This window comes from Thalassospira lohafexi (assembly GCF_002844275.1).
GTDB lineage: Bacteria > Pseudomonadota > Alphaproteobacteria > Rhodospirillales > Thalassospiraceae > Thalassospira > Thalassospira lohafexi.
In genome coordinates this window covers 59152-79148 of sequence record NZ_NXGX01000001.1, presented here as the reverse complement: position 1 = coordinate 79148, position 19997 = coordinate 59152, and the positions used below count along the sequence as shown (strand labels likewise).

Here is a 19997-nt window from a genome sequence, read left to right as displayed (position 1 = left end):
ACTTCATGGCATCGTTATTTTGCATCAGATGTTTTTGGGGGCCAATACCGCACCCCACCCATCTTTTACGCCGCGACCAGTTGGAAGACATAGACAAAATAGGCGATCACGAAAACCACACCGGCACTGCGCGACAGTTTGCGGAAGGCAAACGTCACCAGCAACAGGGCAACCGTCACCGCCAGCATGATCCAAATGTCCGACGCCAGGATCTGGGCCGGAACCGGTATCGGCGTGATCAGCGAAACGCCGCCAATGATCACCAGAAGGTTCAACAGGTTTGAGCCAAACACATTGCCAAGCGCAACATCGGAATGCCCGCGGAATGCGGCAACCATGGATGCGGCAAGTTCGGGCAAGGATGTGCCAAAAGCCACAAGGGTCAGGCCAATTACCGCCTCGGAGACACCAAACTCACGGGCGACCGTCACACCACCATCGACCAGCCATTCTGCGCCAAACATCAAGGCGACAATCCCGATCACGGTTGCAATGATCGGCTTAAACCAGCCCGAGGGCACCTCGCCGACTTCATCGACCTCTTCTTCGTGCAGGTTACTGGCGTGGCTGGGCATGTTTTTGTCGTGCTTATAGGTGAAGTACCAGATCGCGACCAACACACACAGCATCACCGCCCCGGCCCAGCGTTCAATCACGCCAAACATGCACAGCCCGATAAACAAGAGCGTGCCCAGCAACATCGCCCCGCCATCGCGCACAACCGTTACACGGCCTGCTGCAATAGGTTTAAGCAAGGCCACGGCCCCAAGGATCAGTAATATATTGGCGATATTTGATCCAACCACATTCCCCATCGCGATATCGGCAGTACCTTTGAGCGATGCGTTCAGCGATACAACAAATTCCGGCGCGGATGTGCCCGCCGCCACGATGGTCAGACCGACAATGACCTTGGACACCCCCATCAAAAGGGCAAGGCCAACAGCCCCCCGAACGATGAATTCGCCACCCGCGGTCAAAAGGACAAGACCGGCGATAATCTGAAGATAAGGGATCAACTGTTCCAAGATGTGTTTGCTCGTATTGATTATATCGTTAATTCGGACCCAGCTGGGCCCGCGGAACATGGCATTCCGCAAGATGAATGGCAAGTCATCAGGACATGACAATTGTCACAACAATCACGTCCCCATGCATCAAAGCCATCAATGTCACACATTCTGCCGTGATGCGGGGGCCCGCCACCTGTCGATCAGATTTCCATGAGACGTGCGGGGTTATTTTCGCTATTCTGGTATTCTTGGTAATTTCATATATTTAACCGCGTGTTGGACCCAATCAAACCATGCATCACGGCGTTCTGTTCGAGCTTTTCCTGATCCTGACGGCGGCGGTGATCGCCGTGCCGCTTGCCCATCGGTTGCGGGCAAATTCCATCATCGGATTTCTGATTGGCGGTTTTTGCATCGGCCCGTTCGGGTTCGGACTGATCAATGAACGTCAGGAAATTGCAACGGTTGCCGAACTTGGCGTTGTGTTTTTGTTGTTCATGATCGGGCTGGAGCTGTCGCGCGAACGTCTGCGCGTGATTGGCGGGCGGTTTGCCGTGCTTGGCCTGTTTCAAATTGGCGTCTCGATGGCGGTGCTGTTTGCCGGGTTGGCCGTCCTTGGCTTTAGCGTGCCCAGTGCGGTGGTGATTGCAGGTGCCTTGGCCTTATCTTCCACCGCGATCATTTTAAAACAGCTTTCAGATGACAGGCAGCTCCATACCAAATTCGGGCGTGCGGCCCTTGCCATTTTGCTGATACAGGATGTGGCGGTTGGCCCGTTCCTGATCATGGTGCAGGCAGCCGGCGATGCCGGAACCGAAACCAGCCCGTGGGTCAGCATTCTGACCGGGATTGGCGCGGTCGGCATTTTGTTGCTGATCGGGCGCTATTTGTTGCCGCGCCTGTTTCGCTATATCGCGCTTCTTAAAAACCCGGAACTGTTTGCCATTGGCACATTGTTTGTGGTGCTCGCCGCCAGCACGCTCACCGAAGTTGCCGGACTTTCGATGGCGCTTGGCGCATTTATCGCCGGTGTGATGTTGGCTGAGACCGAATTTCGTCATCAGATCGAAGCCGACATCACCCCGTTTCGCGGTGTTTTCCTGTCGCTGTTTTTCATGTCGGTGGGCATGTCGGTCAATGCCGATATTGTGTTTACCCAGTTTGGCACCATTGTGCTTTGGCTGATTGCGCTGATTGGGACAAAGACCGCCCTTTTGTTCGTTCTGGCATTGATGGCCCGCTTTGAAAAAGGGTCGGCGTTGCGTGTTGGCATGAGTTTGGCCGCAGGCGGCGAGTTTGCCTTTGTCATGCTGGCACTCGCCGCACAAAATGGGGCGATTGCGCCCGATCTTGTCGCGGTGATGATCCCGGTGGTGGCGCTTTCGATGGCGCTGACCCCGACATTGATGACCGTCGGGCAACGCATTGAAGAAAAGCTCCATCCGAAAGAAGACGACCAGCTTGGCCCGATTGAAGCCGAAACCGACGGGTTCCAGCAGCATGTTCTGGTCATCGGGTGCGGACGTGTCGGGCGGGTTTTGGCGAGACTGTTAAAAACCCGCAACATTCCCTATGTGGTTATTGATAGCGACGCCTTGCAGGTTTCACGCGGGCGGGCCGAAGGATTGCCGGTGTATTTTGCCGATGGGTCACGACCGGAAACATTCCGGGCTGCACACACTGATGAAGCAAAAATTGCGGTCGTTGCCCTGGGGAACCCGCATGCGACCGAAAAAGCCGTAGCCCTGCTCCGTCATTACTATCCGCATTTGAAAATCTTTGCCCGCGCACAGGACATTACCCATATCGGGCCACTATCGCGCAGTGGGGCGGATGCCGCCATTCCAGAGGTGCTTGAAACCGGGTTGCGGTTGTCCGACCATGTGTTGGCGGCCTGCGATGTGCCGCAAGAAGAAATTGATGCGGAAATCGCCAAGTTCCGGCGCGCAGACATGTTGTTGATGAATGAACTGGCGCCGCGCACGCAGCGCCGTAAGGCCGAGGCCGCCGACGCCAAGAAAACGGATAAATCCGGGACCGTTCCACCTGTTTCATAGACCTGGTTTGGTACATCGTGATGCCCGCATCTCCTAGGTTGCCGCATGCGTCACGAGATCCCCGCCTGCGCGGGGATGACGATCTGGGGGGATGACAGGTCGGGGAGATGAGAGTTCGGGGAGCGATGCTGTGTTGAAACTCTGTGTCTGAATTCTCCCCACTGTTTCAGGCAGTGGGGGATCATCATGACATGGTTTTACGCAGCGGTTTCTGAATCCAGTGCATAGCCCGCGGCACGCACGGTGCGGATGATATCGCGCGTGCCCTTGACGTCATTAAGCGCCTTACGCAGACGGCGGATATGGACATCAACTGTGCGGGTTTCGACATAGATGTTCGGGCCCCAGACCGCGTTAAGCAGTTGTTCGCGTGAGAAAACCCGGCCCGGATGCTCAAGGAAATAGCGCAGAAGACGGAATTCCGTCGGACCCAGATGGATGGCCTTGCCATTGCGGCTGACACGGTGGGCGGCGAGATCCATTTCGATATCGGAATAGATCAACTGCCCTTGTGGTTGCGCCGGACCGGAGCGGCGCAACAGCGCACGAATACGGGCCAGCAATTCGCCAATGGCAAACGGCTTGGTGACATAATCATCGGCCCCGGTATCAAGGCCGCGAATGCGATCACCTTCTTCGCCGCGCGCGGTCACCATGATCACCGGCACATCGCGGCTTTCAGGTTTACGGCGGATCTGACGGCAGACCTCAATCCCCGACATGACAGGCAACATCCAGTCCAGCAGAACCAGATCAACATGGGTTTCGGCCATGATTTTCAACGCTTCGTCACCGTCCCCGGCTTCGACAACCTGCATCCCCTCACGTTCGAGGTTGTAGCGCAACATGGTCACGATTGCGGCTTCGTCCTCGACGATTAGAACCGTTGGGTCCATCTTCTTATGCTCCAGTGTCACTCATTCGGTTCGACAACAGCAAAGTTTGCTGCATCGTTTTTTGGCCGACCATCTGTCGGCAGGTCTTCGCCTTTGATCCGATAGTAAATCGTCTCGGCGATATTGGTCGCATGGTCGCCAATCCGTTCGATGTTTTTGGCAATGAACAGCATGTGCGTCGATGCGGTAATGTTGCGCGGATCTTCCATCATGTAGGTCAGCAATTCGCGGAACAGCGAATTGTACATGTCATCGACTTCCTGATCGCGGGCCCAGACACGCTGTGCCTTTTCCGCATCGCCTTCGATATAGGCGTCCAGAACGTCCTTGATGATTTCCTGTGCCAGACGGGCCATGTTCGGGATGACCTGAACCGGGCGGATCGGCGGAATCTGGTTTAGGACCTGGGCGCGCTTGGCGATGTTTTTCGCAAGATCGCCAATCCGTTCCAGATCGTTTGACAGTTTCAGGGTTGTCACCACTTGACGCAGATCGTCTGCCATCGGCTGACGCAGGGCCAGAAGACGGACAGCAAAATCCTGAACTTCCTGTTCAAGTGCATCAATACGGTGATCCGACAAAATGACCTTTTCAGCCAGTTCGGAATCACGTTTGACGATGGATCGGATCGCAGAAATCAGCTGGCTTTCCGCAAGCCCGCCCATCTGCGAGATGATGTTGTTCAGACGGGTCAGTTCCTCGTCGAACGAACTCACGATATGTGTTTTTTCGTCAGCCATTTAAATCACTCTCCTGCGGGCGCTTAACCGAAGCGGCCGGTGATGTAACCCTTGGTGCGTTCGTCTTTGGGGTTGGTGAAAATCTGATCGGTTTCGCCAACTTCAACCAACTTTCCAAGATGGAAGAAAGCCGTGCGTTGCGACACACGTGCAGCCTGCTGCATGGAGTGGGTCACAATCACGATCGTGTAGTTCGAACGCAATTCATCAATCAATTCTTCGACCTTGGCGGTCGCAATCGGATCAAGTGCCGAGCACGGCTCATCCATCAGGATGACTTCCGGGCTGACGGCAACCGCACGGGCAATGCACAGGCGCTGCTGCTGCCCACCGGAAAGACCGGTTGCCGGTGACTGAAGACGATCTTTGACTTCCTTAAGCAAGCCCGCACGTTCGAGCGAGGTCATCACAATTTGATCAAGCTCATCGCGCGAATTGACCAGACCATGGATCCGCGGGCCATAAGCCACATTGTCATAGATGGTTTTCGGAAACGGGTTTGGTTTTTGGAACACCATTCCGATGCGCGCGCGCAGCTGAACAACGTCAATGCGTTTGTCATAGATATCGCGACCATCAAGGGTGACTTCGCCTTTGATCGTCACACCGTCAATCGTGTCGTTCATGCGGTTCATGCAGCGCAGGAAGGTCGATTTACCACAACCCGACGGGCCGATCAGCGCGGTGACCTGACGTTCGACGATGTCAAGATTGACATCAAACAGCGCCTGATTGTCGCCATAGGAAAGATTAAGGTCACGGGCCGTCATTTTCGGACTTGCGACCGACGGCTGTGCCGTCATTGCGCTCTGGGATACAGCAGCCATTTTACCACTTCCGTTCAAATTTTTTGCGCAGATACACGGCAAAGCCATTCATGAGGACCAAGAAGGCCAGCAACACCATGATGGCCGCCGAGGTTTTTTCGACAAAGGCACGTTCCGGGCTATCGGCCCAAAGATAGATTTGCACCGGCAGAACCGTCGCCGGATCCAGCGCCCCGCCCGGAATATCGACAATAAAGGCAACCATGCCGATCATCAAAAGCGGTGCGGTTTCGCCAAGAGCCTGCGCCATGCCAATGATCGTCCCGGTCAGAATACCCGGCATTGCAAGCGGCAACACATGATGGGTGACGGTCTGAACCGGGGATGCGCCAAGGCCAAGGGCGGCCTGCCGGATTGACGGTGGTACGGCCTTGATCGCGGCACGCGAGGCGATAATAATCGTCGGCAATGTCATCAGGGCCAGCGTCAAGCCACCGACAACCGGGGCGGAACGCGGCAGATGCATGACATTGAGGTAGACCTCAAGACCGAGCAGACCAAACACAATCGACGGCACGGCGGCCAAGTTGTTGATATTGACTTCAACAATCGTGGTAAAGCGGTTTTTCGGTGCGAATTCTTCCAAATAAACTGCTGCAAACACCCCGATCGGGAAAGAAAGTGCCAAGGTCACCATCAGGGTATAGAGCGAACCAACAGCTGCCCCCCAGATGCCTGCCAGTTCCGGCTCACGGGAATCGCCATTGGTAAAGAAGCGGGTGTGGAAATGCTTTTCCACCGCACCGTCCGATTTCAAGCTGTCGTACCAGGCGATTTCCTCGTCATTGAGACGACGGCTGCCTTCGTCAACATCGGCACTGATATAGCCTTTGTTGAGCATGTCGAAATCGTCACCGGAAATCAGCCAGACCTTACGGGTTTGACCGATCAGGCCGGGATTTTCCATCACGCGTTCGCGCAGGTCATAGGATGCCCCGCCTGACACGATGCCGTACAGATCCCGTTTGGCCTGGCGCGATGTAACTTCGGGGAACCGGTCACGCAGGGCCTGTTTGATCAGGCCATCAAAATTGGCCTTGCCGATCACCGCAGGATCACCGGTGCCGTCAGGATCAATCTCGGCGGCATCAAAGGTCACTTCAAGCTGGACATAGGTCTGGAAAAAGGCGGAGTAGCCTTTGGACCCAATCGACCCGGCCAGAACAAACAGTGCCAAAAGCGCAATGCCGATTGCACTGAGACCGTAAAATTTGAAGCGGCGTTCTGCGGCGTAACGTTTTTTGATGTTACGGGCAATTTTCGGGCTGTCCCAGTCAACCGGCTTGTGCAGATTGTCCGAGATTACCTTGGCCGCGGCTCTATCTTCCATAAGAGATGCCATATCAGTCATATTTCTCGCGATACTTCTGAACAACCTTAAGGGCAAATACGTTCAAGCCCAAGGTGACAAGGAAAAGAACCAGCCCCAACGCAAAGGCCGACAGGGTTTTTGCACTGTCAAATTCCTGATCGCCGACCAACAGGGTCACGATCTGAACCGTTACCGTGGTTACCGCCTGCAGCGGATTGACCGTCATGTTCGCGGCAAGCCCGGCGGCCATCACCACAATCATGGTTTCCCCAATCGCACGCGACACCGCCAGCAGAACCGCACCGACAATACCGGGCAAGGCTGCGGGGAAAATCACGTGACGGATGGTTTCCGATTTTGTCGCACCAAGGCCATATGACCCATCGCGAAGCGATTGCGGCACCTGAGACATCACGTCATCGGAAAGCGAGGAGACGAAGGGGATGATCATGACCCCCATCACAAGACCGGCAGCAAGCGCACTTTCCGAACTGACATCCAGACCAAGGATCGCGCCATTGTCACGCAGGAACGGGGCAACGGTCAGGGCAGCAAAGAAGCCATACACAACCGTCGGAACGCCTGCGAGGATTTCAAGGGCCGGTTTGGCAACTGCACGGAATTTCGAGGAGGCATATTCCCCCATGTAGATGGCTGAAAACAGACCAACCGGCACTGCCACCGCCATCGCAATCAGGGTAATCAGCAACGTCCCGACAAACAGCGGGATGGCACCAAAGGCCCCGTCCGATGCAACCTGATCCGCACGGATCGCGGTTTGCGGGCTCCATTCAAGGCCGAACAGAAACTCAAGCGGGCTGACTTTGCTAAAGAAATGTATCGCTTCGAACATAAGCGAAAAGACAATTCCCACCGTTGAGAGGATCGCAATCGCCGAACAGGTAATCATGATCCAGCGTGAAATGCGCTCAACGTTGTTGCGCGCACGCATGTCGGGATCAATCTTGCGATAGGACAACGCAATCCCGGTCGTGGCAACCGCAAGCATCACAACAACCAGTGCCGCATTGGCAATGGTTTGCAAACTTGCCAAACGCCGCCCGGCGTCAATGATTTCGGGCGAGACGGACAAATGTTGTCCGTTGCCCGCTGCAATCAGTGAAATGCTGTTCAGGGCAAGCGAAAGTTTCCCGGTGTCGCCTGTGATTTCGGCGGGCAGGTCCGAGATAATCATCGCTTCGATGATCGACCCTTGAAAAACATGCCAGACAATCACCAGCAACAAAGCAGGAAGACCACACCACAAAGCGACATACATGCCGTAATGGGCGGGCAAGGAATGCAGGTTACTGTACCGACCACCCGACAGGGCAATCGCCCGCTGACGTCCAAAATAAAAGGACAGCGCACAAAGTGCGGCAACCGCGAGCAACAGGAAAGACAGGGACATTACTTTAAATCCGTTTGCCAGGTGGGCCTGCAGAAATCACATCGAAAGGCCAATAGGACAAAAACAATAAATTAATCAAGTCAAAGCATGTTGAACTAAATCCGATCCACTTTGCCGGAGACAGCCTTCTGTCCGGCAAGGAAAGGTCCGCAGAGCGTAGCGGGGCTACGTTCAAGGGCGTTGACGCTGCGGGGCGGATGGCTGCTCCGGCCCCAAGGGTTTGTTTTTGGCGACGTTTCGCGGCGTTACACCGCTTGACCGATGCGCCGCATCGCTCTTGCGCGCTGTGCCTTGCCAAACGGCACGCCAAAAACAAACAAAGTGAACCTGATTTAGTACAACATGCTTTAAAACAAAGAAACCGATGGCGACCCATGCCGCCACCGGTTGAAGTATCACGTTACATGCTCAGCGGCGAAAGATTCATCGCAGCGTTGCGAACTGTTTCACGCTCTTTGGCATCCATCGGGATCAGACCACGATCAGCAAGGTAACCTTCGTCACCCCAAGCTTTGTCCGCAGTGAACTCAGCCAGATATTCTTCGATACCCGGGATGGTGCCGACGTGTGCGTTCTTTACGTAGAAGTAAAGCGAACGCGAAACCGGGTAATCACCAGCAGAGATTGCTTCGAAGGTCGGAGCAACGCCACCGATCAGGGAACCCTGAAGTTTGTCGCCATTCTGATCAAGGAAGGAGAAACCAAAGATGCCAAATGCGTCTTTGTTGGCTTCAAGCTTCTGAACGATCAGGTTGTCGTTCTCGCCGGCTTCGACATAGGCACCGTCTTCACGAACGCCAGCGCAGACAGCTTTGAACTGGTCTTTGTTGGTTTTTTCGAGTTCAGCAATAACCGGGAATTCTTCACAAGCTTCTTCAAGCACCAGTTCGGTGAAGGCATCACGGGTACCGGAGGTCGGCGGCGGGCCGAGAACTTCGATTTTAACGTCCGGCAAGCTCGGATCAATTTCCGACCAAGTGCTGTAGAAGTTGTCTACCAGTGATTTGCCGTCTTTCGAAGGAACGGTTTTAGCAAGAGCAAGGAAGATCTGCTCTTTGGTCAGGTCAAGCTGCTCAGCTTCGTTGGAGTTCGACAGAACGATACCGTCGTAGCCAACTTTAACTTCGGTGATTTCCGAAATGCCGTTAGCAGCACATTTTTCAATTTCGGACTTCTTGATGCGACGCGAAGCATTGGTGATGTCCGGGTGCTGTTCGCCGACACCAGCGCAGAACAGCTTCAGACCACCGCCAGAACCGGTTGATTCAATAACCGGAGTTTTGAAAGAGGTGGTTTTACCGAATTCTTCTGCAACTGCGGTTGCGAAAGGAAACACGGTGGACGAACCAACGATACGAATCTGGTCACGTGCCTGGGCAGCGCCAGCAAAGGCAACGCTCATCAGCGCCGCAACAGCAAGAGTCTTCTTCATGGTATATTCCCCAATGGTTGTTCCACTTCGGAACGGTGCAACGATCTGCGAGGCGGACTCTACCGCTGGGTGCTTACGGTATTGTGTCGCTTTTATTAAGCTTATGTGACAACGCATTTTAGATGCAAAAATACTGAATTTTATATAATTAAATCAAATACTTAAATTGTTTTCGATTTGGATTTTCGCCGCATTGATTCCACGTTTTCACGCCCCAAAAGAGCCAAACACGGATTTTCGTTACAAAAACTGTAACAGAGCAATCGCAGCTCGATGGTTTTCCACCCCCTGTCGCGGCAACGCGGACGTTAATTCCGAGCTATGACTTTACATATTGCGCATTCCACGCAAGTCTTGGGGCAGGAAAACATTCTTGCCGCATGGCGTATGCCAGCGCGACACCACAGGAGAAAGACATGAGCAATTCTTCAATCGATGAAATTCAGGAACTGATCCAGAAGGTGTCGGGCGAACTGGGCGACATGTCACAAGCTGCTTCTCATCATATCGATGAATTGCATATGGCCGTGAACAATGTCGCATCCCATGTTCTGGCGATGGAGGCAATCCTCAGCCTGGTCGTGCAGAAAATCGATATCGAGGAGGCGGAGGTGTTGCAGTGGATTCGTGACAAGACCGCGGCTTTCGCCGAAGACAGCTCCGAAGGGTCGGCGGCCGAAGGCATCGCGCAAAGTTTGCTGGGCAAAGAATCCTGACACAACCGCGCTTTTAAGCCGGTCATGCCAATGGCCTGTGGTGACAGCCCCCCCCCCTAAAAAGAAAGTCGGCTCCCTGTTAAGGGTGAGCCGACTTTCTTTATGTGTGCATCAGGAAAGACCGACGCTAGTTGGCACCTTGAAGCGAAGGTGCTTTTAACTTCGACGGTCTTGGGCCACCTGCCGCCCAGTCAAGCAACTGGACGGTATGGACGACTTTCAGATCGTCTGTTTCGATCTGTATCATGCAGCCAATATTGCCGGTTGCGACAAGGTCCGGGGTGGTGTTGCGGATATTTGCCCGTTTACGTTCCTGCAACTGACCGGCAATTTCGGGCTGCAGCAGGTTATAGACCCCGGCCGAGCCACAGCACAGATGCCCTTCGGCAATCTCGGCCACGTCAAATCCGGCCATTTTCAAAAGGTCGCGCGGCGGGCGGGTAATTTTCTGACCATGTTGCATCGAACAGGCGGAATGATAGGCAACCCGCGGATTGCCATGATCGGCCTTGGCAAACACATCTGCATCAACATCAAGCTCGGCAAGATATTCGGTGATATCACGCGCAAGGGATGAGATTGTTTTGGCCTTTTGGGCATATGCCGGGTCATTCGCAAGCATATGGCCATAATCCTTGACCGTCGTGCCACAGCCAGATGCGGTAATCACCACCGCATCAAGTCCGTCACCGGCCAGCTCGGCAGTCCAGGCATCAATATTGCCCTTGGCCTGATGATGGGATTTTTCTTCCTTGCCCATGTGATGGACAAGTGAGCCGCAACAGCCCGCACCCTTGGCAACCACGACCTCAATCCCGAGGCGGGTAAGGAGACGCACCGTCGCCTCGTTGATTTCGGTTTCCAGAACCTGTTGTGCACAGCCGGTCAGGATTGCCACCCGGCCTTTGCGTTTGCCAATTGCCGGGATGATTTGCGGTTTATCGACCCAGCTTGGTGTCGGCAGGGAACGCGCGCCCATCTTGACCATGCCCTTAAGACGGCCGGGCATCAGTTTGGCAAACGGGGCGGCAAATTTTGCGCCGATCATGGACAGGCGAAACAGGGTCGGGCTGGGCACGACAATCGCCAACATTTTACGCAGAAGCTTATCACCCAAGGCCCGGTCATAGGTTTCTTCGATGTGGGCACGGGCATTATCAATCAGATGCATGTAATCGACACCCGATGGACAGGTTGTCGTGCACGACAGGCACGACAAACAGCGATCAAGGTGCTTTACCACCCGTTCGGTCGCCGGTTGATCGTTTTCAAGCATGTCCTTGATCAGATAAATCCGCCCCCGCGGGCTATCGAGTTCATCGCCAAGGGTCACAAAGGTCGGACAGGTCGCTGTACAGAAGCCGCAGTGCACGCATTTGCGCAGGATCTGCTCACTTTCGGCGATCATCGGGTTTTCAAGCTGGGCGGCGGTGAAATTGGTTTGCATTATGCACCCTCCCCGTTTGCACTCGGCGGGGAAAGTCGCCCCGGATTAAGGATACCTTCCGGGTCAAAGTTCTGTCTGAGCTTTGCATTGATCCGGGCCAAGGCCGCATTTTCCGGATGAAAGACGGCAATGCTTTCGCGCATTTTGGCCGGGGCACGCACAAGAACCGCCTGCCCGTCGGACGCCCCGGCAATATCGCGCACCTGATGTGCCATCACATCTGATCCGGTGATCTGTAGCCAGATCAGGCCACCGGCCCAATCCATCATGACCCGGCCACCGGTCACAGCCATCAAACGTTCGGCGACCGCACCGCCCGATGCAGGTGGTACTGAAACCCGCCATAACAGGGTGACGTCGCCAACGGGGACAAAGGGCTTCACATCTGCCACACAGTGCCAAAGATGCTGGCTGTAACTTTCGGCCAACGGGCGAGTTTCGCCGTATTGCGCCAGCAGTTTACACAGCGCCTCTGACCGCCACGAGACCGACGGTGCGGGCCCTTCTATACGCACGACCACCAGACCACTTCCCATTTCCTGCGCCAGCGGCACATCGAGTGATTTCACATCATCTGATGAAATCCATGCAGCGGCCGATACTTCGTTTTCGCTGCCCAGTGCGGCCGTCATGACCTTGCCTGCAATTTTGGGATCATCACAGGCAACAAGGATGCTGGCCGATTGTTCATCACACGGCATGACTTTCAAGTTCACCGTATGCATGACGCCCAATGTGCCAAACGATCCCGACATCAGTTTTGACAAATCAAACCCGGTGACATTTTTCATCACCCGGCCCCCGGATTTAAAATCCTCGGCCCGGCCCGAAACGGCTTCGAACCCCAACAGATGATCGCGCGCCGCCCCGACCTTGATCCGGCGTGGTCCGGCGATATTGGTTGCCACAAGGCCGCCAATCGTTCCGGCGTCGGGCACAACATCACCGCCCAACAGGGCCGGAAAATTTCCGGGCTCAAAATGGAATTGCTGATTTTTCTCGGCCAAGGCAGCCTTTATTTCGGCCAATGGCGTGCCGACATGCGCAGAAATCACCAATTCTTCCGGCTCATAGAACAGAATGCCCGACAGTTTGGAGCAATCGAGAACCGTGTCGGCCAAAACAGCATGGCCAAAGGCGCGTTTGCTGCCTGATCCGATGATTTCAAGCGGGGTCCTGGACCCAAGCGCCCAGCCAACCGCGTCACGCAGTTGATCAGGCGTGGTGGGGGAAAGTACATCCACCATAATATCTCTCTTCCTCTCCTGAGCTGTGCCAATCGGATTTGCGGGAACCGGTTGGCCAGCCTTTGTTTTGTCGTTGGTCTTGTTTTGTCGCGTCTAAAAGCGCGGGATCGTCGGGAATTTGTCGGCAACCGCCTTGGCATGAAGGGTTTTAAGCTCCCCGCAGCCATGCAAGGTCGGGAAGACCTTGCCGGGGTTGAGCAACTGGTCCTCATCGAACGCCATTTTGATGCGTTCCTGATGTTTCATGTCGTCGGCTGTGAACATTTCGCCCATCAGGTCGCGCTTTTCGACGCCGATGCCATGTTCACCGGATAAAACGCCGCCGACCTCGACACAGAGTTTCAGGATGTCACCGCCAAAGGCCTCTGCGCGTTCAAGATCGCCCGGTTTGTTGGCATCAAACATGATCAGGGGGTGCAAATTGCCGTCACCCGCATGAAACACGTTTGCCACGCCAAGCCCGTGACGCTGCGAGAGAACCTGCATGCCGGCCAAAACCTCGGCCAGACGGACACGCGGGATGGTGCCATCCATACACATATAATCAGGCGAAATCCGGCCAATCGCCGGGAAGGCATTTTTGCGCCCCGACCAGAACAGAAGGCGTTCTTCTTCGCTTTCGGAGATGCGCGAATAAACCGCATTGAAATCCTTGGCAATTTTGCCAACCCGTTCAATCAGATAATCAACCTCGACCTGCGGGCCATCAAGTTCGACCAGAAGCAGGGCTTCGACATCAAGGGGATATCCGGCATGGACAAAATCCTCGGTCGCCTTGATCGCCGGGGCATCCATCATTTCAAGTCCACCGGGAATGATCCCAGCCGCAATAATCGCGGCAACGCATTTTCCGCCTTCTTCAGACGAATTAAAGCCCAGAAGCAAGGCACGCGCCGTTTCGGGTTTGCGCAAAATACGGACCGTCACCTCGGTCACGATGCCAAGCAACCCTTCGGAACCAGTAATAATGCCCAAAAGGTCGTAGCCAGTCTGGTCAAGCCCCTTACCGCCGACACGCAGGATTTCACCTTCGATCGTGACCATTTCAACGCCCAGCACGTTATTGGTCGTAAGCCCGTATTTAAGCGAATGCACCCCGCCGGAATTTTCGGCGATGTTGCCTCCAATCGAACAGGCGATCTGGCTGGACGGGTCAGGTGCGTAATAGAACCCCTTGTGTTCGACCGCGCGCGTAATGCCAAGGTTGGTGACACCGGGCTGCACCACAGCCGCCCGGTTGTCCCAATCGATATCCAGCACACGGTTGAATTTCATCATACTGATCGTAATCGCATCGGCCATTGGCAAAGCCCCGCCCGAAAGGCCGGTGCCCGCACCGCGCGGCACAACGCGAATTTTATTTGTATGACAATATTTCAGGATGGCTGCGACCTGCCCGGTGTTTTCGGGCAGGACCACAATCATCGGCAATTGCCGATAGGCCATCAAACCATCGCATTCATAGGGCCTGAGCTGATCTTCATCGACAATCACCCCACCGGGCGAGGGAATAATATCCCTCATGGCGGCAATGATATCCTTGCGACGAGCAAGTGTGTGTTGATCAGGCTCAGGCATCCTAAGCATCGGTGGTTTACTCCGTCAATTCGATCAGCAAGTCCTTGCTGTCGACCTGTGTACCGGCAGGCGCGTGGATGGTTGCCACCGTGCCGTCCTTTTCCGCATGAACCGCGGTTTCCATTTTCATGGCCTCAAGCGAGCACATCACGTCACCGGCCTTGACCTTCTGGCCTTCGGCGACATGCACCTCGACCACAAGTCCCGGCATCGGGGCTGCGATATGAAGTTTGTTGCCGTCTTCGGCCTTGGGCCGGACCTTACCCGTGGCGGCAAGGGTCTTGTCGGCGACCTTGACCGTTCGGGGTTGACCGTTGAGTTCGAAGAACACCGTGCGCTGACCTTCGTCGTCACCGCCCTCGGACGTTGTCAGATAGCGAATGACAAGCGTCTTGCCCTTTTCCAGATCAACCGAGATTTCATCGTTCTGGTTCATCCCATAGAAGAAGACCGGGGTTGGCAGCACCGACACATCAGCGTTGTGGCTACGGTGTTCGGCGTAATCAAGAAACACCTTGGGATACATCACATAGGATGCAACCTCGGCGTCACTGATGTTGCGATGGGTTTTCTTTTCGATCTCCTTGCGGGTCGCTTCGAAATCAATCGGGGGCAAAGACTTGCCCGGACGATCCGAAAGGGCTTCGCCGCCTTTGAGAACCTTACGCTGCAAGGCGGGCGGGAAGCCGCCGACCGGCTGACCGATTTCACCGCGGAAGAAAGAAATCACGCTGTCGGGGAAGGTAATGTCCTTTTTCGGATCAAGAACGTCTTCCTCGCTTAAGCCCGATGTCACCATCATCAGCGCCATATCGCCGACGACCTTGGAACTTGGCGTGACCTTAACAACATCGCCAAACATCTTGTTGACTGCCGCATAGGCCTTGGAAACTTCGGGCCAGCGATCATCAAGGCCCAGGGCACGTGCCTGTTGGCGCAGGTTGGTATATTGGCCACCCGGCATTTCATGGATGTAAACGTCCGATGTGCCGCTTCTGATATCGCTTTCAAATCCGGCGTAGTAGCGACGGATTTGTTCCCAATAGGTCGAAACTTCCTTAAGGGCCTCGGTATTGAGGCCCGGATCGCGGGGCTGACCAATGTAGTTGTTGGCGATGGAGCCAAGGTTTGGCTGGGATGTCAGACCCGACATCGAATCCATGGCGGCATCAACCGCATCCACACCGGCATCAATCGCGGCAATTACCGTGGCGGCTGAAATACCGCTGGTGTCATGGGTATGGAAATGGATCGGGATATTGACCGTGTCTTTGAGCGCCTTGACCAGTTCGGTCGCCGCCGCCGGACGCAGCACACCGGCCATGTCCTTAAGCCCCAGAATATGGGCACCGGATTTTTCCAGCTCGCGCGCCATATTGACGTAGTAATCAAGGTTATATTTCGGGCGGCTTTTGTCGTAGATGTCACCCGTGTAACAAATGGTCGCTTCGCAGAGTTTATCGGTTTTAAGCACCGATTCCATGGCGACCTTCATGTTTTCGACCCAGTTCAGGCTGTCAAACACCCGGAAGACATCCATGCCGTGGTCTGCGGCCTGCTTAACGAAGTAATCCACCGCATTATCGGGATAGTTCGTATAGCCGACCGCGTTTGAGGCGCGCAAAAGCATTTGTGTGAGGATATTGGGAACCCGTTCGCGCAGCTTGACCAGACGGTCCCATGGGTCTTCGTTGAGGAACCGCATGGCGACATCAAATGTCGCCCCGCCCCAGCATTCCAGCGAAAACAGTTCGGGCAGGCCATGCGCATAATAGGGTGCAATTGCCAGCATGTCATAGGTCCGCATGCGGGTGGCCAGCAGCGACTGATGGGCATCGCGCATGGTGGTATCAGTGATCAGAACCCGGTTCTGATCCTTCATCCAGCGCGAGAAACCTTCTGGCCCCAATTGATCAAGTTTTTGCTTCGTGCCGGGACGAATTTCATCGAGATCAATTGATTTTGGCATCACCGGATCATGCAGATTGGTCGGGACAACGCGGCCTTCGACCTCTGGATTACCATTGACCGCGACTTCACCGATGAAGCGTAACAGACGCGTTGCACGGTCGCGACGGCGCACGAATTTAAACAGGTCGGGCGTTTCATCAATGAAGCGCGTGGTATATTCACCAGCCCGGAATTTCGGGTGATTGATCAGGTTTTCAAGGAACGCCAGGTTGGTGGCAACACCGCGAATACGGAATTCACGCAATGCCCGGTCCATGCGATCGACGGCCTCACGCGGGGTGCTGCCCCATGCGGTGACCTTTTCAAGCATGCTGTCATAGAACGGTGTAATCACCGCACCGGAATAGGCCGTGCCGCCATCAAGGCGAATGCCAAACCCGTTCGCACCGCGATACACCTTGATGATCCCGTAATCGGGGACAAAGTTGTTTTCCGGGTTTTCGGTGGTGATGCGGCACTGAAGCGCATGATCGCGCAGCTTGATCTTGTCCTGCCACGGAATGCCGGTTTCCGATGGGAAACCGATCCGCCCGCCTTGCGCAATCAGGATTTGCGCCTTTACCAGATCAAAGCCGGTGACACATTCGGTCACGGTGTGTTCGACCTGAATACGGGGATTGACCTCGATAAAATAGAATTTGGATGTGTCGACATCCATCAGGAATTCGACCGTGCCGGCATTCACATAGTTGGCGGCCTTGCCCAAGCGGATGGCAGCATCACAGATTTCCTTGCGCTGCGCGTCATCAAGATAGGGTGCCGGCGCGCGTTCGACGACTTTTTGATTGCGGCGCTGAACCGAGCAATCACGTTCATACAGATGAACAAGTGTGCCGTGGTTATCGCCCAGAAGCTGCACCTCAACATGGCGGGCGCGGCGGATCAGTTTTTCAAAATACACTTCGCCATTGCCAAAGGCGGCCTCGGCCTCGCGCCGGGCACCGAGCACCTGATTGGACAGGTCCTTGCCATTTTCAATGACGCGCATACCGCGTCCACCGCCACCCCAGCTTGCCTTGAGCATCAGCGGGTAGCCGAGTTTTTCGGCAATCTTGGTGACTTCGGCCATCTCTTCGGGCAAGGCAGCCGATGCAGGCATTACCGGTACATCGGCGGTTTCGGCGAGATTACGCGCCGAGACCTTGTTGCCCAGAAGGCGCATCACATCAGAATCAGGGCCGATAAACTGAATGCCAGCCTCAGCACAGGCATCAGCGAATTCGGGGTTTTCCGACAGGAAACCATAGCCCGGATGGATGGCATCGACATCGGCATCGCGCGCAACGCGCAGGATATCCTCGATATCGAGATAGGCGCGAATGGGCTTATTGCCCTTGCCCACGGTATAGCTTTCATCCGCCTTGAAACGGTGAAGGGCAAAACGGTCTTCGTCGGAAAAAATCGCAACCGTACGAATGCCAAGTTCGTTTGCAGCGCGCAAAACACGAATGGCGATTTCGCCGCGATTGGCGACGAGAAGTTTACGGATACGTTTTGGTGCTGAACGGTTCATATACACCGGGCTCCTACCAGATTTTTATGGCAGGAACGGCCTGTGCGCGCCTGCCAAAACCAAGTGAACGCCACGATATGGTCCCGGAATGCGTTGCGGTGCGGGATGCCTGCAACGCCATACCTAATGTGGCGGATCAGGATGCGTGCACCGATAAAACGCGTGCAGTGCATCCAAAGTTTTTGGCGCCCGGTGGGCAGGCGACGTTTATGATATATGCGCATTGCCCACCCCCTGTCAAAGCCTGATCCGTGAAATTGGTAATACCAATTTTGACAAATGCAGGCCAGCGGGTTTTCACCATGTGGAAAATCCGCTGTAGTCCGCGCATATCCCCGCAGTTGAGAACCCGTGATCTTGCAGGGACTTTTGTGACAAATATGCTATTGTCCGGCCTTCGAAACCTTCCCCGCTGCCAAAACGGTCACGCCCATGCCGAAGCTTAATCTTCGACTAAAGTTTCTTTTGCTGTCCATTCTGCCGCTTGTCCTGGCCGCCAGTGCGATTTCATGGCTGGTGTTTGCCCAGGCCGAACGACTGGCCGAGGCCGAAATCAGGACGTTTGAACGCAACATCCTCAAAGCCCGCAAGGATGAGCTTAAGAGCTATCTGGAACTGGCGATGGCATCGATTGACCATATCTATTCGGTGGCAAGCCCGCTTGATGCGGTGTCCAAGGAACGGGTCAAGGCGATCATTGAAGATCTGTCTTATGGCGAGGACGGCTATTTCTTTATCTATGACCGCGACGGCACCGCCCTTGTCGATCCGCCGCAACCCTGGCGGCTGGGTCGGACGTACTGGAATTTGCGCGATATCAACGGAAATTCGGTCATTCAGGGATTGATTTTCAATGCCGAAAAGGGTGGCGACTTCATGCGCCACGTTTGGGAAAAACCATCGACTGGCGAACCGACGGAAAAAATATCCTACTCGCTGATGCTTGAAAAATGGGGCTGGATGATCGGCACGGGGATTTATATCGACGATATTTCCGAGCAGGTCGCCGAAATTGAATCCGAGGTTTCCACCCACATTCGCGAAACCACCATTTCCATCATCGGGGTTACCATCCTTGCGGTGTTGCTGGTCGGCATATCGGGCACGGTTGTCACCCTTTCGGAACGCAAACTGGCCGATTCCAAGCTCAAGGAACTGACCCATCGGGTTGTTGATGTTCAGGAACAGGAACGCCTGCGCGTTTCGCGTGAGTTGCATGACGGCATCAGTCAAATTCTGGTGTCAGTGAAATATTCGGTCGAAACCGCAATTGCGCGCATTGGGTCCCAATCAAGCCCGGCGGTCGAACCGATGGAAAAGGCGGCCAAACGCCTTCAGGATGCCATTCACGAAGTGCGGCGTATATCACGTGACTTGCGCCCGGCTGTTTTGGATGACCTTGGCCTGAAACCCGCGATTGAGAGCATGTGTGCCGAACTTCAAGACCGGTCTGGCATGCGGATTGAAGTCAAATGCGACACCATCGATAATCAACTCGACATCGCCAAGAAAACCACGCTGTACCGTGTTTTGCAGGAAACGCTGACCAACATTGTCCGCCACGCCGATGCAACGGTTGTGACAATTTCGATCAAACGCGAAGGCCAAAGCGTTGTGATGCGGATTGGCGATAACGGGGTCGGGTTTGAGACCAACCGCTATATCCGCAACCGCGACCCGCGCGCTGGCATTGGTTTGCGCAACATGCGCGAACGCATGGAATTTCATGGCGGCGGGCTCAGCGTGCGCTCAGAACCCGATGATGGCACAAGGATAACTGCATTTATTCCGGCAAGTGCGCATAATGAACTACCCGACAAGACAATCAGCAGTTAGG

Annotated in this window: 14 protein-coding genes; 3 read left to right on the top strand and 11 right to left on the bottom strand. The window is 54.8% G+C overall.

Going from position 1 to position 19997, the window contains the following annotated elements; all coding sequences use genetic code 11:
* Positions 1-65 precede the first annotated feature (65 nt).
* The gene (locus COO92_RS00325) at positions 66-1028 is read right to left on the bottom strand and encodes a calcium/sodium antiporter (RefSeq protein ID WP_101299960.1); all 963 of its coding nucleotides are present in this window, start codon (positions 1026-1028) and stop codon (positions 66-68) included.
* Positions 1029-1306: 278 nt separating this feature from the next.
* On the opposite strand from COO92_RS00325, the gene COO92_RS00320 reads away from it, so the two are divergent.
* Positions 1307-3070 carry a cation:proton antiporter domain-containing protein gene (locus COO92_RS00320; protein WP_101298914.1) on the top strand — a complete coding sequence of 588 codons (1764 nt, stop codon included), beginning with the start codon at positions 1307-1309 and terminating at the stop codon, positions 3068-3070.
* 197 nt (positions 3071-3267) lie between these two features.
* Here COO92_RS00320 and phoB read toward each other — a convergent pair whose 3' ends face one another.
* The 6 genes from phoB to COO92_RS00285 form a co-directional block, all read right to left on the bottom strand.
* The gene (gene phoB / locus COO92_RS00315; RefSeq protein WP_022730938.1) at positions 3268-3966 is read right to left on the bottom strand and encodes a phosphate regulon transcriptional regulator PhoB; all 699 of its coding nucleotides are present in this window, start codon (positions 3964-3966) and stop codon (positions 3268-3270) included.
* Positions 3967-3983: 17 nt separating this feature from the next.
* Complete coding sequence (phoU, locus tag COO92_RS00310) at positions 3984-4706, bottom strand: phosphate signaling complex protein PhoU (protein ID WP_101298912.1); 723 nt, start codon at positions 4704-4706, stop codon at positions 3984-3986.
* A 23-nt stretch (positions 4707-4729) separates the two neighbouring features.
* The gene (gene pstB, locus COO92_RS00305) at positions 4730-5533 is read right to left on the bottom strand and encodes a phosphate ABC transporter ATP-binding protein PstB (protein ID WP_101298910.1); all 804 of its coding nucleotides are present in this window, start codon (positions 5531-5533) and stop codon (positions 4730-4732) included.
* A gap of 1 nt (position 5534) precedes the next feature.
* The gene (gene pstA, locus COO92_RS00300; protein ID WP_101298908.1) at positions 5535-6884 is read right to left on the bottom strand and encodes a phosphate ABC transporter permease PstA; all 1350 of its coding nucleotides are present in this window, start codon (positions 6882-6884) and stop codon (positions 5535-5537) included.
* Positions 6877-8256: a phosphate ABC transporter permease subunit PstC gene (pstC, locus tag COO92_RS00295; protein WP_101298906.1), complete on the bottom strand. Its 1380-nt coding sequence runs from the start codon at positions 8254-8256 to the stop codon at positions 6877-6879. The genes pstA and pstC overlap by 8 nt, the downstream gene beginning before the upstream one ends.
* A 400-nt stretch (positions 8257-8656) precedes the next feature.
* The gene (locus tag COO92_RS00285) at positions 8657-9688 is read right to left on the bottom strand and encodes a PstS family phosphate ABC transporter substrate-binding protein (protein WP_101298902.1); all 1032 of its coding nucleotides are present in this window, start codon (positions 9686-9688) and stop codon (positions 8657-8659) included.
* Positions 9689-10104: 416 nt separating this feature from the next.
* Between COO92_RS00285 and COO92_RS00280 the strand changes: the two genes are divergently transcribed.
* A complete protein-coding gene (locus COO92_RS00280; RefSeq protein ID WP_022730932.1) occupies positions 10105-10404 on the top strand; it encodes a hypothetical protein in 300 nt (99 codons plus the stop codon).
* A gap of 127 nt (positions 10405-10531) precedes the next feature.
* On the opposite strand, the gene glcF is transcribed toward COO92_RS00280, so the two are convergent.
* From glcF to pyc, 4 genes are all read right to left on the bottom strand, one after another.
* Positions 10532-11851: a glycolate oxidase subunit GlcF gene (glcF, locus tag COO92_RS00275; protein ID WP_101298900.1), complete on the bottom strand. Its 1320-nt coding sequence runs from the start codon at positions 11849-11851 to the stop codon at positions 10532-10534.
* Positions 11851-13098: an FAD-binding protein gene (locus tag COO92_RS00270; RefSeq protein ID WP_101298898.1), complete on the bottom strand. Its 1248-nt coding sequence runs from the start codon at positions 13096-13098 to the stop codon at positions 11851-11853. The genes glcF and COO92_RS00270 overlap by 1 nt, the downstream gene beginning before the upstream one ends.
* 93 nt (positions 13099-13191) lie before the next feature.
* The gene (locus COO92_RS00265; RefSeq protein WP_101298896.1) at positions 13192-14676 is read right to left on the bottom strand and encodes an FAD-linked oxidase C-terminal domain-containing protein; all 1485 of its coding nucleotides are present in this window, start codon (positions 14674-14676) and stop codon (positions 13192-13194) included.
* Between the two features lie 16 nt (positions 14677-14692).
* Positions 14693-18160 (bottom strand): pyruvate carboxylase, encoded by a 3468-nt coding sequence (gene pyc / locus COO92_RS00260; protein ID WP_101298895.1) that lies wholly within the window; start codon positions 18158-18160, stop codon positions 14693-14695.
* Positions 18161-18592: 432 nt separating this feature from the next.
* On the opposite strand from pyc, the gene COO92_RS00250 reads away from it, so the two are divergent.
* Positions 18593-19996 (top strand): cache domain-containing protein, encoded by a 1404-nt coding sequence (locus COO92_RS00250; protein WP_101298891.1) that lies wholly within the window; start codon positions 18593-18595, stop codon positions 19994-19996.
* The last annotated feature ends 1 nt before the right edge of the window (position 19997 follow it).

Coding starts and splice junctions, on each gene's coding strand:
- COO92_RS00285 (WP_101298902.1), bottom strand. CDS start 9,688: ATGAAGAAGACTCTTGCTGTTGCGGCGCTGATGAGCGTTGCCTTTGCT.
- pstA (WP_101298908.1), bottom strand. CDS start 6,884: ATGACTGATATGGCATCTCTTATGGAAGATAGAGCCGCGGCCAAGGTA.
- glcF (WP_101298900.1), bottom strand. CDS start 11,851: ATGCAAACCAATTTCACCGCCGCCCAGCTTGAAAACCCGATGATCGCC.
- pstC (WP_101298906.1), bottom strand. CDS start 8,256: ATGTCCCTGTCTTTCCTGTTGCTCGCGGTTGCCGCACTTTGTGCGCTG.
- pstB (WP_101298910.1), bottom strand. CDS start 5,533: ATGGCTGCTGTATCCCAGAGCGCAATGACGGCACAGCCGTCGGTCGCA.
- COO92_RS00320 (WP_101298914.1), top strand. CDS start 1,307: ATGCATCACGGCGTTCTGTTCGAGCTTTTCCTGATCCTGACGGCGGCG.
- pyc (WP_101298895.1), bottom strand. CDS start 18,160: ATGAACCGTTCAGCACCAAAACGTATCCGTAAACTTCTCGTCGCCAAT.
- COO92_RS00265 (WP_101298896.1), bottom strand. CDS start 14,676: ATGCCTGAGCCTGATCAACACACACTTGCTCGTCGCAAGGATATCATT.
- COO92_RS00280 (WP_022730932.1), top strand. CDS start 10,105: ATGAGCAATTCTTCAATCGATGAAATTCAGGAACTGATCCAGAAGGTG.
- COO92_RS00270 (WP_101298898.1), bottom strand. CDS start 13,098: ATGGTGGATGTACTTTCCCCCACCACGCCTGATCAACTGCGTGACGCG.
- phoU (WP_101298912.1), bottom strand. CDS start 4,706: ATGGCTGACGAAAAAACACATATCGTGAGTTCGTTCGACGAGGAACTG.
- phoB (WP_022730938.1), bottom strand. CDS start 3,966: ATGGACCCAACGGTTCTAATCGTCGAGGACGAAGCCGCAATCGTGACC.
- COO92_RS00250 (WP_101298891.1), top strand. CDS start 18,593: ATGCCGAAGCTTAATCTTCGACTAAAGTTTCTTTTGCTGTCCATTCTG.